A 14,793-nucleotide genomic window follows, 5' to 3' on the forward strand; every position below is an offset into this window, starting at 1 on the left:
TTGCTGAGAAATTCAACGAAAACAGATAAACATGGAGCCAATACGTTGCAAACATAGAGGCCGCATCATTTGAATTATGATACGGCCTCTTTTAGATATATTTAAGGGGCTGTCGAATAAAAAGAGTCCTTATTCTTCTGTCCAAAAGTCTTTTGTCCAAAAATCCTTTCTCCTTAATTCCAAAAAAACTATTTATCCAATCCGCCCCTTCGTGTGGCCTTGGTTTGAACAGGCCATTTTAAGCCCTCTGTTTTGGTATTGGTTGTTTTAACCGGGTCTTCGCTGGCCATGTAAGTCATAATTGCCGCTAAAATCGCGTTGTTTTTAAGATCGTCGAAAACCACCTTATCGTAAGTATCACGGTTGGTATGCCATGTATAAGCACCGTACGACCAGTTAAGCGAGCTTAATGAAAACCCAGGTGCGCCGACAGCCACAAACGAAGCAAAGTCAGATCCACCACCACCTGGAGTTCCTGGAAAATTGGTTTTTATCCTGTTTTTAATGGTATCGGGCACTGCTGCAAGCCATTTGGTTAAGTAATCTTTTGATTCAACAAAACCCTGGCCGCCAATATTAACCACACGGCCGGTGCCGTTATCCTGGTTAAACAAAGCCTGCAGGTTTGCTACAATTTCGGGATGATCTTCAACAAACGCGCGTGAACCGTTTAATCCTTCTTCTTCGCTGCCCCAGTGGCCAACTAAAATGGTACGTTTTGGGTGCGGGTAAAATTTCTTTAGCAAACGCATGGCCTCCATCATGGTTAACGTACCTGTGCCGTTATCTGTTGCACCGGTGCCACCGTCCCATGAATCAAAATGTGCCGATAGCATTACGTACTCATTTGGCTTTTCGCTGCCCTTAATCTCGGCAATGGTATTGAAGGTTGGTACTACGCCAAGCTCTTTTGATTCGCAGTGGATAGCAATTTTAGGGCTTTGGCCGCCATCAGTTAGCCGATAAAGCATGCTGTAATCTTCCAGGGCAATATCAACCGTAGGCACTATTTTGGTATAAGCGCCAAAAATCTTATCAACCCCAAATCCTGCCGACCAATTGCTGGTAATTATACCCGCTGCGCCCGCGTTTTCAAGTGCTACCGGTAAGGTTTTATTATTAAAACCGGTTTTGCTAATACGTTTTTTCCAGGCATCCGTTTGGGTAGTACGGTCGGCCTTCATTTTATCAAATGATTCTTTGGTGGCAAATTCCGTCCAGTTGTAATCCGGGCGACCAGTTGGCTGGCACATGGAGATCATGACAAACTTGCCTTTAACCTTTGGCAACCATTGCTGAAAAGCAGCAGAATCGGCCAGATCAGGTAAAATGATCAGCTCGGCAGTAACTGTTTTATTGCCCATACCGGGGCTCCATGCTAATTGCGTACCTTCTAATGATTTTACACGGGGCGAAATCATATCAATATGCGAAACGCCGCGTTCCCAACCGCGCCACTCGCCCCATTTTTCGTTATGGGCCTGTATATCCCAGGTTTTATATTTGGCTACTGCCCAATCATTGGCCTGCTTCATTTGTGGTGTACCCACTAAACGCGGCCCGATACCATCAAATAGCTCATGTGCCAGTTTTTCCAGCTGTGAGCTGCTGGTTTCTTCGGTCATGATGTTGTTAATAACAGGATTGCTTGATTGCGCGCCAGCAATGCCGCCGCAAAGCATCATGCCGGCAACAATTGGCAGTGCCTTTTGCCATAAATTGAAGCCCAAATTTGTGTTAAAGTGTTTCATGAACCTAATTTATAAAAAAGCGGGGAGCTTACTGTCAAACAGGTTCCAGGTAGAATAATTGTTACATAAAACCATGCCTGTAAATGAAAAATCCCGCTTATAGAATAAGAGGGGCGTGATTATATATGTCGTTTAGCTCAAAGAATTTAATCATCCTCTTCTAACTCATTCACAATTTCAACAGCACCGAAAACAGAAAGGCCTTTAAGCACCAATACTTTGCTTGATCTGTTTTTGCGTACAAGGTAGCTCCGGTCGTCTTCTACTTCAGATAGGATGTGCGTAGTGTCACTTTCAACTCTCCAATCAATTGGTATAGCTATGGTTACCTGGCCAAAGGCCTGTGAAATATCTAAGATGGCTGTGCCGATAATATCGGCATGGGTAAAATCAAGCTCGGTGCTGCCAAATACATTTTTAACACTGCCGCCTTTAAAATCTTTTGAAAGGATGGTCCTTTTTATTTCGCCGAAAATTGTGGTGGTATTAAAGCTGCTATCGGCATTTTGTATGGCTGTTCCTGATAAAATATTCATGAGCTTGATGTTTAATGTGATACAAAAGTATGCACTATCGTCGCCCTAAAAAGTGTATGTCTGTGGGATGAACAAAGTTGTCGGTAAAAGCCGGGAAAATATCGGTGAAAAAGTATTGACCGGTAATTATGGTTAGCCGTTCAAAAAATATCGATATCAGCAAAGGTAAACCTGATACTATCTGTAGGGATTCCGCTTCCCAGGTCTTTAAAAATAACAGGAAAGGAATTTATGGCTTTATAGCGTTCTGCAAATAATTCATGAAGTTGTGTGCCACGGCTGGTGTGATACTGTATTTGCTGCAAGCCAAGCTTTTGAGCGAGTTTTATTAAATTGTCAATTGTCCCGGCGAAGTTCGCCGGTGTTACTGATAAATCACCGATGATGAGGCCGCTGTTTATTTTGATCCATATTTGAGCATTATTAATACTAATCACCTTTGTATGCGAGTAGGTTTTATTTTGCAGGTAACCATCGTTTCTGCTCAATCCATCAAAACCCTCATTTAAAACGGTGCTGCTTATCCCTGATTTTGGCGAGCGATATTTTCTAAGAATCATGGTAGTATAGCCCGTATACAGCCTTTTTAATACCGGCAACTTTGCAACAAGTTTAGCCAGGGGAATGGTCTTTACCGGTATCACAAAACAATCCATTTGCGCAGTCATTTGCCAGTCAAGTTTATTAACAAAACCGGGTAGTGAATTTTGATTGGGGAAGCCAAACAGAAATTTGATACCGGATTGCGTACATAGTTCAAAAGTGCGCTTAGCCAACTCAACAAAAAGACCTTTGTTACGATAATCAGGATGCGTCATGGTATCTGCCGATTGCGCGCATAATACTTCCTTGCCGTCAATCAGCATAAAACATGGGATCACCCCATAAAAAGCGATAGGTTTAATCTGCCGGTTGTAGGCTATAAAACCAATGTGCTCAGCCGAGGCGTAAGCCGTATTGTATTTGCGTTCAAAAAATCCCGGGGCCGGTGTTTTGCCATAAACGGCCGCGTGCAATTTGGTAACATCGCCCAGGTTGGCTGCGCTCAGTTTGTTAATGCAAAGGACGCCACTGTTATCAATGTTGCTCATACCTGCGGGTTATAGTAGCGTGCATCTGATTAATTGGCGATATAAATGGGTTTACGGTGAATCGCTCGCGCATGGCATCATCGTATTGATCTGTATCTAACAAAAAATCCATAGCCAGTAATTGACCGTAGCCGGCATTTTTAGCCGTGTCAATCACCGGTTGTGAATAGCTGCCATAAGGGAAAGCCAGGCTGTTTACCGGCTTTTGAATTATATTTTCAAGGAATTTTTTCGACGATTTTAGCTCCCACATAACATCGCTGATATTGGCGCGCGCCAGGTCATTATGGTAATAGCCATGTGCACCAATATTCACCAATGGCGATGCTGCTAATTTCCTGATTTCATCGGTTGTCATCTGTAGCCAATAATCTTCAACTGCTTTGTTGCTTTTAAAGGGGACTAAAGGATATAGCACATCCATCATCTCCGCTTTTTCATTAAAACCAGCCGACCGGAGTTTTTCTGTCAAGCCGATCCCATCGATTGTCGAAATGTATTTATCATACAGTCCCTTAATATATTGCTCACCTTTATAGTCAATTGCGCCTGGCCCATATTTGCCTACGATCCCTAAAAAATCGTTCCATAAAACATCGTAGCCGGCATCTCGGATGCCGGTTATAAAAAAAGTGGCAGGCAACTGGTATTGCTCCAGTAAGGGCAACACGTATTTATAATTGTTGGCAAAGCCATCATCGAAAGTAATGCAGATGTTAAACTTATCACTGCTGAAATTTTGGCTATAGTAGTCATCTAAAGAAACTACGTTACAATACTTTTTATACAAAGCCAGGTGCGCTTCAAAAACCTTGGCCGTTAAAAATATAGGGTTAAACAACGTATGATTTTTTTGGCAAATACCGTGATAAATCATGATCCGGCTTCCCCTGGCGTTTTTTAAAAAGCGCTCGTAAAACCCCAGCGCATAGCCTATATCCATGCTTAAGTACTTGGCTTCCCGGTAAAGTTTTGCGCGGATCCTGTAGATCATAAGAGTGTTTATATAATCAATACGCCTATCGGTACAAATGGTTGCCTGTACAGACTCGTCCGGAAAAAACTATACATTAAAAACGAACGGCAAATGTACGCTTTCGATACAATAAATTACAAAGTATACTGATGTAAGTATTTGATTATAAATTACTTGTGATTAAGGCATGGTATTTTCTGCTTTAGATTCCGGTAGTCCGGTGTTAAACTCCTAAAACTCAGCATTATGTTCAAAAACTATTTAAAGATCGCGTTTCGTAACCTTAAAAAGGATAAGCAGTTTACGTTTTTAAATGTACTTGGTCTATCGGCCGGTTTGGCTTGTACCTTGTTAATTTATTTGTGGGTACATGATGAGCTGAGCTACGATCAATTTTTTGACCATAACGACCAGGTGTACCAGGTAATGGAACACCGTACCGGTAACGGCGGCCAACAACTTACCGATGAATCATCGGGCCTGGTGAGTGAGTCTATTAAGTTAATAGCACCCGAGATTTTGTATGCCGCCCCGGTGGCCCCGGCAGATTGGTGGCAAAAGTTTACGCTCACCGTTGGTGATAAAAACCTCAAAGCCAGCGGGCAGTACGCCGGTAAAGACTACTTCAATATTTTTTCCTTCAAAATGCTTAATGGCGAAAAGAGTAAAGTGCTCGATGAGAAAACCAAAATAGTAATATCCGACGAACTGGCTAAGAAGCTTTTTGGCACCACACAAAACGTTATTGGCAAGGCAGTAAAGTTTCAGCACGATAAAAACTTTTTTGTATCGGGGGTATTTGAAAAAACGCCGGTGCATTCATCGCAGCAGTTTGATTTTGTGCTATCATTTGATTACCTGGCCGATGTGCAGCCCTGGGTAAAAACCTGGGAAAATGGCGGTCCGCATAATTTTGTATTACTCAAAAAAGGAACTGATGTTGATGCCCTGAACCGAAAAATTGCAGCTGTGGTTTCAAAAGGGAGCGGCGATACTACCCGAAGCGCCTTTGCCATGCGTTTTGCCGATAATTACCTGCAAAATACCTTTAATCACGGTTCGCGGGTTGGCGGCAGGGGCGAGTATGTGAAGTTGTTTTCTATTATCGCCATATTTATACTGCTGATAGCCTGTATCAACTTCATGAACCTGTCAACCGCCAAAGCGTCCGGCCGGATGAAAGAGGTAGGTATCAAAAAGGTGGTAGGAGCCGACCGCAGCCAACTCATCATCCAGTTTTTATCAGAATCGGTGCTGATGGCTGTGTTTACCATGCTGATAGCCATTGGTATTGCCTGGTTATTATTACCCCAGTTTAACCAGCTTACCGGCAAGGATATTCAATTGCGCTTTGATACGCAGCTGATTATGATGCTGATAGGGATCACCCTGTTTACCGGCCTGCTATCCGGTAGCTACCCTGCACTTTATCTTTCCAAATTCAATCCATTGGCTATTTTAAAAGGAAAGCTCAGCTCGTCATTTGCTGAGCTGGTTGCCCGTAAAGGTTTAGTAGTTTTCCAGTTCACGTTATCGGTTGTATTGATCGTATCGGTATTGGTGGTTTATAAACAGATCCAGTTTATCCAGTCGACAACGCCGGGCTATAATAAAGATAACGTGATCCGTTTTGACTCGGAAGGCAGACTGGCCGGTAACGAAGAAGCATTTACGGCCGAACTGCGCAAACTGCCCGGCGTAGTAAATGCAAGCTTTACACAACATAACCTGGTTGGTCGTAACTACGGTACTGCCGCGCTTAACTGGGATGGTAAAAACCCCAACCTGGATGTATATTTTGAAGGATTTTATGGTGGCTTTAATTTTATTGAAACTATGGGCATGCAAATGGCAGCAGGGCGTTCATTCTCAAAAAGTTTTGGTGCCGAGAGCGGTAAAGTAATGATCAATGAAGCGGCTGTTAAAGCCATGCACATTACAAACCCCGTTGGCCGTACTATTCGCATCTTTAACAACCCGGTGCAGGTTGTTGGCGTGGTTAAGGATTTTCATTTCGAATCATTACATGAAGTTGTGCGGCCATCGTTTATATTGTTGGCGCAGGGCAGCAGCCCTTATTTTAAGATCATGGTACGCCTGAAGGGTACACAACAAAAAGAAACTATAGCGCAAATACAAAAACTGTACGAAAACTATAACCCAGGTTTTCCATTTACGTTTGGTTACCTTGATGAAGCCTATCAAAAACAATATGAAACCGAGGTACGGGTTTCAACGCTATCAAAATATTTCTCATTTCTGGCCATTCTAATCTCTTGCCTGGGCTTGTTTGGTCTGGTGGCATTTACAGCGCAAAAACGTCAAAAAGAAATTGGCATCCGTAAGGTAATTGGTGCTTCGGTAAACAGCATTACGCTAATGCTTACGCAGGATTTTCTGAAACTGGTAGCCATAGCGATACTAATAGCTTTCCCGATGGCCTGGTACATGATGCAACAATGGTTGCAGGGTTTTGCTTACCGTATAGATATTGGTCCGCTGGTATTTATCATTGCCGGCTTATCAATTATCGCCATTACGGTGCTTACGGTAGGTTTCCAGGCTATTAAAGCGGCGATTGCAAACCCTGTTAAAAGTTTGAGGAGCGAATAGTTGGTCATTGGTCATTTGCTTCGCGTCATCAGTCATTGGATTTGAATTGCGCGGCGATTTTAGCTTCTACAAATAACTTAGCCACCATTGGGTATGCGTTTTTTTGTATTGGCTGAACCACCTGCAGGGCAGGTAAAGGGCGGTAATTACAATAATCCAGATGACGTATACCCCAAACAGCGAAAAGCCATAAACTGCAGGGGGATCAAAAGCGCCTATCAGATCTTTGATTTTGAAACCCTGTATGGGGAAAGTAATGATGTTAATAACCCTGAGCAGGTACCAATGACATACGTAGTAAAAGAAAGGCACATTGCCGTATACTATTAAAATCCGGGTAAACTTATTGTCTGCATTTTCTAAAAGTGATAAAGCGCTTATCGAGATGCCGAGCGTCATACAAAGGTACAGGAGCGAGCAGGGATATTTGGAGACATTAAAAAACGAAATGATGGATAATGCGGTGTTTTTTTGAACCGACCACGGGGCTGGATCGCCATAAATATTAAATGCCCTTAACACAACAAAAATCAACAACAGGACAATTCCCGTATACAGTAATACGCGTTGCCGCCGGGCCGCTTCAACAGTTTTTTTGTATAACGAACCAAATACGTAGCCTAAAAGCATAACGCCCGTCCACGGCAGCACGGCGTAAGCAATAAGTACGCCATGGGTTTTATCTAAAGCCCAATACTCACCAAAACCTTTCGACGAAACCATCATTTTCCAACAAAATGTCTGTCCAAGGGAGCCAACATTTACATAATCGAATATGTTATGACCGAAGAAAATAATGATGCCAATGATGCCTGTTACAGGTAGTGGTGCCAATACCAGCAGCCCAAGCAAAATCATACTGCTACCAATGGTCCAGATCACCTGCAATACAAAAAGGTGATAACCGGGATCGAGTGTCATGGCAAAATTGATAATCAGGAGTTCTACCACCAGTAGCCATGCACCTCGTTTAATAAGGAAGGCGCTAAGCTGCCCTTTTGTGCGCCGTGTGCCGGCAAGATAGGCAGATACGCCACTCAGAAATACAAACGTAGGTGCGCAAAAATGCGTGATTAAGCGGGTGAAAAACAAAAAAGGGGTTGTTATGGCCAGGTCAGTAGCATCGGGATGCCCTATGTGAAAATAATCGCGGCAATGATCAATGGCCATGATCAGCATAATAAATCCTCTTAAAATATCAATGGAGGTAATCCGGTTTTTTACCGGCGCAACGGCAATTGATGTCATTGTAATAAGTGATTGGTAAGGGCTTGTAATTCAGTAATAACCAACGGGAAATTACACTTTATTTTAAATAAAATAATATACTTTTTTGAGATACATGCTTGTGCTGTAAATAGCAGGTTTAAGTTTCTTTATGGGCAATGGTAGCCCTGCACTATAACGATGAAGTGAAAATAAAAGACCAATACTTTCATAAATAATGGTTAAGGTTGTACAATTGCAATTTGTAAATTGAATCTTTAAAACATACCGCCTTGAAAGTTTTACACAGCGTACATCCCCAGGATTTTAAAACCTATCAAACCGGGCTCATTCGTGAGCGCTTTTTGATAGATAAGCAGGTGCAGCCAAACCAGGTTAACTGTACTTATACGCATTATGATAGGATGATAGTAGGCTTTGCCAACCCGGTTGATACCGAACTGGAGCTGCCGAATTACCCGAATTTACGCGCCGGATATTTCCTGGAACGCCGCGAAATAGGCATCATTAACGTTGCTGGCGATGGTGTTGTAATTGCCGATGGACAATCATTCGAAGTGAAAAAGCTGGATTGCCTGTATTTGGGTAAGGGCATTAAAAGTGTAAAATTTGCAAGCAAAAATGCGGACGCGCCTGCGGTGTTTTATATGTTATCGTCGCCTGCCCACGCGCCAAAGCCTACAACTTTGTTAACCCATGCCGATGCCGTAAAGGTTACTTTAGGTTCGGCATCTACAGCCAATCATCGTACCATTAATAAATACATCCACCTGGAGGGTATTCAAAGCTGCCAATTGGTGATGGGCTTAACCATTTTGCACGATGGCAGTATTTGGAACACCATGCCATCGCATGTGCATGACCGCCGTATGGAAGCTTACTTTTATTTTGATGTGCCGCAGGGACAAAAGATATTCCATTATATGGGCGAGGGTAACGAAACCAGGCACATCACTATGGATAATTACGATGCGGTGGTGTCGCCGCCATGGAGTATCCACTCGGGTAGCGGTACAGCAAGCTATAGCTTTATATGGGGCATGGCCGGCGAAAACCTCGATTATACCGATATGGACCCCATCGCCATTACAGATCTCAGGTAAATTATTATTAATTAACAAAGAATTTTAAAGTGGAAAATAACTTCTCATTAGCCGGTAAGGTAATTGTAGTAACCGGCGGTACAGGAATATTAGGCAATGCTTTTGTAAACGGTATTGTTGCCGCGGGCGGCGCGGTTGGTATTTTAGGCCGCAACGCGCAGGTTGCCGAAGAACGCGCAGCAGCTATTAACCAAAACGGTGGTAAAGCAGTAGCCCTGGTTGCCGATGTTTTGAATGAGGCTGATTTAGAAGCCGCAAAAAACAAACTGTTGGATACCTTTGGCAAACTGGATGGCCTGGTGAATGGGGCAGGGGGCAACATGCCGCAAGGCGTTTTACAACCCGATGAAGATATTTTTAAAATGAACATAGCCGGCATGAAAACCGTTATGGATTTGAATACCTGGGGAACCATCATTCCTACCCAGATTTTTGGCGAAGCTATCGCCCAAACAGGTAAAGGGAGCATCGTCAATATTTCGTCAATGAACTCCAAACGTGCTATCACCAAAGTGTTGGGCTATAATATTGGCAAGGCTGCGGTTGATTGTTATAACCAATGGTTTGCGGTTGAGCTGGCTAACCGGTATGGTGATGCCATCAGGATGAATGCCCTTGCACCCGGCTTTTTCCTTACCGAACAAAACCGTAACCTGTTAACCACGCCCGATGGAGGATATACCCAAAGAGGGCAACTGGCCATTAACCAAACGCCGTTTAAACGTTTTGGTCACCCCGATGAATTGATTGGTGCATTGGTATGGCTGTTAAGCGATGCCTCAAAATTTGTAACCGGATCTATGATCTGTGTGGATGGGGGATTTTCGATATTTGGCGGGGTGTAGATTTCTTTTTCTGTAGAGACGCAATATTTTGCGTCTCCCGCTATACAGGGCGAATTTACATAGCCCATTTGCTTATTCGATTTGCACGCGGGAGACGCAAAATATTGCGTCTCTACGGGGGGCAGCCCTTTAAATTTTAGGTTTATTTCACATTTTTAGCTATTAGTTTTAAACTTGTGAAATAAATCTAAAGATCTGCTGATGAAGTTTGGGGCTGTTACTATAAAAGATATTGCCAGGGAATTAGGGATCTCCACTTCGGCGGTTTCAAAAGCGCTGAAGGATAGTCACGAAATAGGCGAGAAAACAAAAAAACTGGTGCTTGAATGTGCCCAGCGCCTAAATTATACACCAAACTCTATGGCCCAGAGTTTAAAGCAGGGCAACAGCAAATTAATAGGCATCGTAGTATCTACTTTTGATAATAACTTTTTTGCGCAGGTAATTGACGGTATCGAATCTGTGGCTTATGATAGGGGCTACAACGTGTTTGTTACCCAAACGCATGAATCATACGAATTGGAGAAGTTAAACGTTCATCATTTAACTTTTCGTTCTATCGACGGGTTGTTGATCTCTCTATCAACTGAAACCCAGGATATCAGCCACCTCAAAGTATTACACGAACAAGGTTTACCTATTGTTTTTTTTGACAGGGTGAGCGATCAGATCGAAACCCACAAAGTAACCTCCGATAATTTAAAAGGGGCTTACGATGCCACAACGCAGCTTATAGAGGCTGGTTATCACAAAATCGCACATATCACCAGTTCGCACAATGTTTCTATTACTACCGAAAGGTTAAAAGGCTACAGCCTTGCATTAGAGCACCATGGCATCGCCGTAAATGAAAATTACATCAAATACTGCCTGCATGGCGGCAAGGATGTGCCCGAGATTGAAAACGCGCTAAACGAATTGTTTTTATCTGCAGATAAGCCCGATGCCCTTTTTACCGCGTCTGACAGGATCACCACCACAACCCTTAAACTATTGCACAAACTGGGATACCAGATCCCGACTGACATAGCGCTGTTGGGTTTTACCAATACCCAACTGGCCGATGTAATGAACCCATCCTTGAGCACAGTATACCAGCCTTGTTTTGAAATGGGTAAAAAGGCCACCGAAATGCTTATTAACTTAATAGAAAGCCGGCGACCCGTTACCGAATTTGAAACAATAGTGCTGCCAACCGAGGTTTTTATCCGCGACTCATCGCAACCAACCAAATTTAACCTCTAAAACGATTTTTTTTCAATCAAATGGCTTTTTTTCAATTTCTTAAGCTATCTTGCTACGCAAACGATGTAGTAAATTATCTTTGCTCATATTTTGGTAAAGCCTATGCCCCGCAATATATTTGATAACCAATTGTTAAAATAATTAATTCAAAAAACGAAGTCGTAATTATGAATCAGAATCACAGGTTATCTTTTAAAAAAATATTATTGTGGTGCCTTCTGGTATTGCCTGCATGTTTTTCAGCAAACGCGCAGGTAGTTACTTTAGATTATTATTTTAATCACGAAGTACACACCAATGCCGATGGCCAAAAGCAACGCTTTCACTATTTGTGGGACGAAACCGCAAACACAGGTTTTTCTATATGGAGGTATGCCTTTAAAAAATTGGGGGCAACATTGGATACCCTTGGCGAAGCCCCAACCGTAGCTAACCTCAAAAAGTCGGCGGTATATATTATTGTCGATCCGGATACCAAAAAAGAAAACCCCGATCCTAATTATATTAATGAAAACGATGCCTCGGCTATTGCCAGATGGGTAAAAGGTGGTGGAGTACTGGTAATGCTGGCTAATGATAGTGCCAATGTGGAACTGCCTCATTTTAATATCCTGGCTGCAAAGTTTGGAATGCATTTTAACAACGATTTGCAAAACCACGTGATAAATGACGATCATTTTGATGACGGCGCCATTGTTACCACTGGTAACGCCATGTTTGCCACTGCGGGCAATATTTTCATGAAGGACGTATGCTCTATAGCAATCAGCGGCCCTGCAAAGGCGGCCCTAAAAAAGAATGGAGTGGTTATCATAGCCACGGCAAAATATGGCAAAGGAACAGTGATGGCCGTTGGCGATCCCTGGTTATACAACGAGTATACAAACGGGAGGCTGCCCGTCCGTTTTGAAAATGATAAGGCAGCAAATGATGTATCGGCCTGGTTGTTAAAACAAATACCGGCCCCCCAATAGACGTATTTTATATCGCGGCGTAAATGAAAAAAAAGGTTTCCATTAAAGATATTGCTGCACAGCTAAATATTTCTATCACTACCGTTTCGTTGATCTTAAACGGTAAATCAAAACAGGTTGGCTTAAGTGAAGCCCAAACCGAACGGGTTTTAAAGTATGTGGAAGAAATTGGTTACAAACCCAATATGCTGGCTAAAAGCCTGCGTACCGGTAAAACCAAAATTATCTGCCTGCTTATTGAAGATATTGCCGATCCGTTTTTCTCAACAGTGGCAGCCCACGTAGAAGAATTGCTGAATCAGCATGGCTACAAGATCATCTACGGCAGCACCAAAAATCAAACTGCCAAAGCCATCGAACTGATAGACCTGTTCAGAGACAGGCATGTAGATGGCTTTATTATATGCCCGCCAGAGGGTTTAGAAAGTGATATCACCGGTTTGCTTAATGAGCGTATCCCCCTGGTTTTGTTTGACAGGTATTATAAAACAATCGATACCGATACGGTAATAGTTGACAACCTGGAAAGCGCCTGCAAAGCGGTGAACTATTTAATTGAGCATAATTATAAGAATATTGGCTTCGTAACGCTCGATTCTGAACAAACCCAAATGCAGGACCGTTTGCAGGGCTATGAAAAAGCTATTACCGATCACGGTTTTACATCTTATATCAAAAAGCTAAGTTTTTCCAAGGTAAATCAAACCGGTATTGACGATATTGTTCAGTTCCTTACCGAAAATCCACAAATAGACGCGCTTTTTTTTGGAACAAATTATCTTACCCTTAAGGGTATTGAGGCGCTTGATAGATTGGAGTTGAGTATCCCCGGGAACATGGGCGTGATTTCTTTTGACGATCATGATGTGTTTAAACTGTTTAAGCCCGGTATCACCGCCATGGCGCAACCCATATCGCAAATATCAGAGCAAATGGTGAACCTGCTTTTAGAGCAGATAGACAGTACCGAAGCAGATCGTAAAAGGAAAAAGATCATTGTTCCTGCCATTATCAGGATCAGGCAATCATCGGTAACAAAAACCGATAATTAATTACCCGATCTGCGTAAATATTATCCTTTAGCTTGAATATATAGATGCTGCTAAACCATTATAAAATTAAAAGGATATTTTTGTGTTTGCTGATGGCAGTGGTTTATCAAACAGCCATTGCGCAGGTAAGCACCATTGCTGCTAATGGTTGGGCCAGTAATTCTATCAACACAGTTATCTTTCGTAAAAACTCATTGGTTACGTTCAAGGGGATTCAATATGCTGCCTTTTATGATGATGAGCAATATGTGGTGCTGGCAAAAAGGAAACAAACCTCATCAACATGGCAAACCCGGCGCACGGTTTATAAAGGCGATGTGGCCGATGCCCATAAAAGCATCAGCATTATGGTTGATGGCGATGGATATTTACATGTAACCTGGGGGCACCACAACCAGCCCCTGAATTATTGCCGGAGTTTAAGTCCGGGCAGTTTGGAGCTAACCCCAAAAATGCAGATGACCGGTGCAAAAGAGGATAAACTAACTTATCCCGAATTTTATAAAATGCCAGGTGGCGATCTGTTGTTTTTTTATCGCGATGGTGCATCGGGTAATGGCAACCTGGTGTTGAACAGGTACCAGCTAAAAACAAAAACCTGGGTACAAGTGCAAAACAACCTTATTGATGGCGAAGGCAAGCGTAACGCTTACTGGCAGGCCACCATAGATGCAAAAGGTACGTTGCACTTATCGTGGGTGTGGCGCGAGTCGCCGGATGTAGCCAGTAACCACGACCTTTGTTATGCGCAATCTACCGATGGCGGTCTAACCTGGCAAAAGCTTTCCGGCGAGAAATATGTACTCCCCATTACCGCGACAACTGCCGAATATGCCTGTATCATCCCGCAAAAAAGTGAGCTGATTAATCAAACTTCTATGTTTGCCGATGATGAAGGGCATCCCTATATCGCCACTTACTGGCAAGGCGCAAATGATAAGGTGCCACAGTATCAGCTTGTTTATAATATTGGCAACCAGTGGCAAATAGCCGATCTTGGTTTTCGTAAAACGTCATTCAGCCTGGGGGGGACGGGTACCAAAAGCATCCCTGTTTCGCGGCCCCAGATATTGGCCTGGAAGCGCGGAGCAAATATAGCTGTCGCGCTGGTTTTTAGAGATGAAGAGCGGGGTAGTAAGGTATCTATAGCTATAAATGATAATTTGAAAAGTAACAACTGGCAACTTAATGATCTCAGTACTGAGTCGATAGGATCCTGGGAGCCAACTTATGATACTGAACTTTGGAAGGATAAAAAGATCCTTAACCTGTTTGTGCAGAAAACCACGCAAATAGATGGCGAAGGCAACGCCAAAACTACACCACAGCCGGTGCAGGTGTTAGAATGGAAACCATCACCAGAAAAAAAGTAATGTTTAA

At 42.9% G+C, this 14,793-nt stretch carries 12 protein-coding genes; 7 read left to right on the forward strand and 5 right to left on the reverse strand.

Annotated elements, in window-relative coordinates; genetic code table 11:
- Positions 1-188: 188 nt before the first annotated feature.
- From FHS10_RS26985 to FHS10_RS27000, 4 genes are all read right to left on the reverse strand, one after another.
- A complete protein-coding gene (locus FHS10_RS26985) occupies positions 189-1,751 on the reverse strand; it encodes a M20/M25/M40 family metallo-hydrolase (RefSeq protein WP_259097119.1) in 1,563 nt (520 codons plus the stop codon).
- Between the two features lie 146 nt (positions 1,752-1,897).
- On the reverse strand, positions 1,898-2,287 hold the full coding sequence (locus FHS10_RS26990) for a LiaF domain-containing protein (protein ID WP_259097120.1): 390 nt from the start codon (positions 2,285-2,287) through the stop codon (positions 1,898-1,900).
- 140 nt (positions 2,288-2,427) lie between these two features.
- The gene (locus tag FHS10_RS26995; RefSeq protein ID WP_259097121.1) at positions 2,428-3,378 is read right to left on the reverse strand and encodes a GNAT family N-acetyltransferase; all 951 of its coding nucleotides are present in this window, start codon (positions 3,376-3,378) and stop codon (positions 2,428-2,430) included.
- Entirely contained in the window at positions 3,365-4,372 is a 1,008-nt protein-coding gene (locus FHS10_RS27000) for a polysaccharide deacetylase family protein (protein ID WP_259097123.1), read from the reverse strand. Before FHS10_RS27000 ends, FHS10_RS26995 begins: the two co-directional genes overlap by 14 nt.
- A 228-nt stretch (positions 4,373-4,600) precedes the next feature.
- On the opposite strand from FHS10_RS27000, the gene FHS10_RS27005 reads away from it, so the two are divergent.
- Positions 4,601-6,967, forward strand: a complete 2,367-nt coding sequence (locus tag FHS10_RS27005) for an ABC transporter permease (protein WP_259097124.1) — start codon at positions 4,601-4,603, stop codon at positions 6,965-6,967.
- A 66-nt stretch (positions 6,968-7,033) separates the two neighbouring features.
- Here FHS10_RS27005 and FHS10_RS27010 read toward each other — a convergent pair whose 3' ends face one another.
- On the reverse strand, positions 7,034-8,215 hold the full coding sequence (locus FHS10_RS27010) for an acetyltransferase domain-containing protein (protein ID WP_259097126.1): 1,182 nt from the start codon (positions 8,213-8,215) through the stop codon (positions 7,034-7,036).
- A gap of 251 nt (positions 8,216-8,466) precedes the next feature.
- On the opposite strand from FHS10_RS27010, the gene kduI reads away from it, so the two are divergent.
- The 6 genes from kduI (at position 8,467) to FHS10_RS27040 (ending at position 14,786) form a co-directional block, all read left to right on the forward strand.
- Entirely contained in the window at positions 8,467-9,297 is an 831-nt protein-coding gene (kduI, locus tag FHS10_RS27015) for a 5-dehydro-4-deoxy-D-glucuronate isomerase (RefSeq protein ID WP_259097127.1), read from the forward strand.
- A 29-nt stretch (positions 9,298-9,326) separates the two neighbouring features.
- Positions 9,327-10,142 carry an SDR family oxidoreductase gene (locus FHS10_RS27020; protein ID WP_259097128.1) on the forward strand — a complete coding sequence of 272 codons (816 nt, stop codon included), beginning with the start codon at positions 9,327-9,329 and terminating at the stop codon, positions 10,140-10,142.
- 201 nt (positions 10,143-10,343) lie between these two features.
- The gene (locus FHS10_RS27025) at positions 10,344-11,387 is read left to right on the forward strand and encodes a LacI family DNA-binding transcriptional regulator (protein ID WP_259097129.1); all 1,044 of its coding nucleotides are present in this window, start codon (positions 10,344-10,346) and stop codon (positions 11,385-11,387) included.
- Positions 11,388-11,554: 167 nt separating this feature from the next.
- Positions 11,555-12,361 (forward strand): hypothetical protein, encoded by an 807-nt coding sequence (locus tag FHS10_RS27030; RefSeq protein ID WP_259097130.1) that lies wholly within the window; start codon positions 11,555-11,557, stop codon positions 12,359-12,361.
- Between the two features lie 23 nt (positions 12,362-12,384).
- A complete protein-coding gene (locus FHS10_RS27035) occupies positions 12,385-13,413 on the forward strand; it encodes a LacI family DNA-binding transcriptional regulator (RefSeq protein ID WP_259097131.1) in 1,029 nt (342 codons plus the stop codon).
- Positions 13,414-13,457: 44 nt separating this feature from the next.
- A complete protein-coding gene (locus FHS10_RS27040; RefSeq protein WP_259097132.1) occupies positions 13,458-14,786 on the forward strand; it encodes a BNR repeat-containing protein in 1,329 nt (442 codons plus the stop codon).
- Positions 14,787-14,793: the final 7 nt, after the last annotated feature.

The sequence above is a fragment of the Mucilaginibacter dorajii genome, assembly GCF_024808255.1.
In the GTDB taxonomy this organism is placed as follows: domain Bacteria; phylum Bacteroidota; class Bacteroidia; order Sphingobacteriales; family Sphingobacteriaceae; genus Mucilaginibacter; species Mucilaginibacter dorajii.

What these genes read in the sequence shown, in the direction of transcription:
- FHS10_RS27025 (WP_259097129.1), top strand. Translation starts at nt 10,344, where the DNA reads ATGAAGTTTGGGGCTGTTACTATAAAAGATATTGCCAGGGAATTAGGG.
- FHS10_RS26995 (WP_259097121.1), bottom strand. Translation starts at nt 3,378, where the DNA reads ATGAGCAACATTGATAACAGTGGCGTCCTTTGCATTAACAAACTGAGC.
- FHS10_RS27010 (WP_259097126.1), bottom strand. Translation starts at nt 8,215, where the DNA reads ATGACATCAATTGCCGTTGCGCCGGTAAAAAACCGGATTACCTCCATT.
- FHS10_RS27040 (WP_259097132.1), top strand. Translation starts at nt 13,458, where the DNA reads ATGCTGCTAAACCATTATAAAATTAAAAGGATATTTTTGTGTTTGCTG.
- FHS10_RS27000 (WP_259097123.1), bottom strand. Translation starts at nt 4,372, where the DNA reads ATGATCTACAGGATCCGCGCAAAACTTTACCGGGAAGCCAAGTACTTA.
- FHS10_RS27035 (WP_259097131.1), top strand. Translation starts at nt 12,385, where the DNA reads ATGAAAAAAAAGGTTTCCATTAAAGATATTGCTGCACAGCTAAATATT.
- FHS10_RS27030 (WP_259097130.1), top strand. Translation starts at nt 11,555, where the DNA reads ATGAATCAGAATCACAGGTTATCTTTTAAAAAAATATTATTGTGGTGC.
- FHS10_RS26990 (WP_259097120.1), bottom strand. Translation starts at nt 2,287, where the DNA reads ATGAATATTTTATCAGGAACAGCCATACAAAATGCCGATAGCAGCTTT.
- FHS10_RS26985 (WP_259097119.1), bottom strand. Translation starts at nt 1,751, where the DNA reads ATGAAACACTTTAACACAAATTTGGGCTTCAATTTATGGCAAAAGGCA.
- FHS10_RS27005 (WP_259097124.1), top strand. Translation starts at nt 4,601, where the DNA reads ATGTTCAAAAACTATTTAAAGATCGCGTTTCGTAACCTTAAAAAGGAT.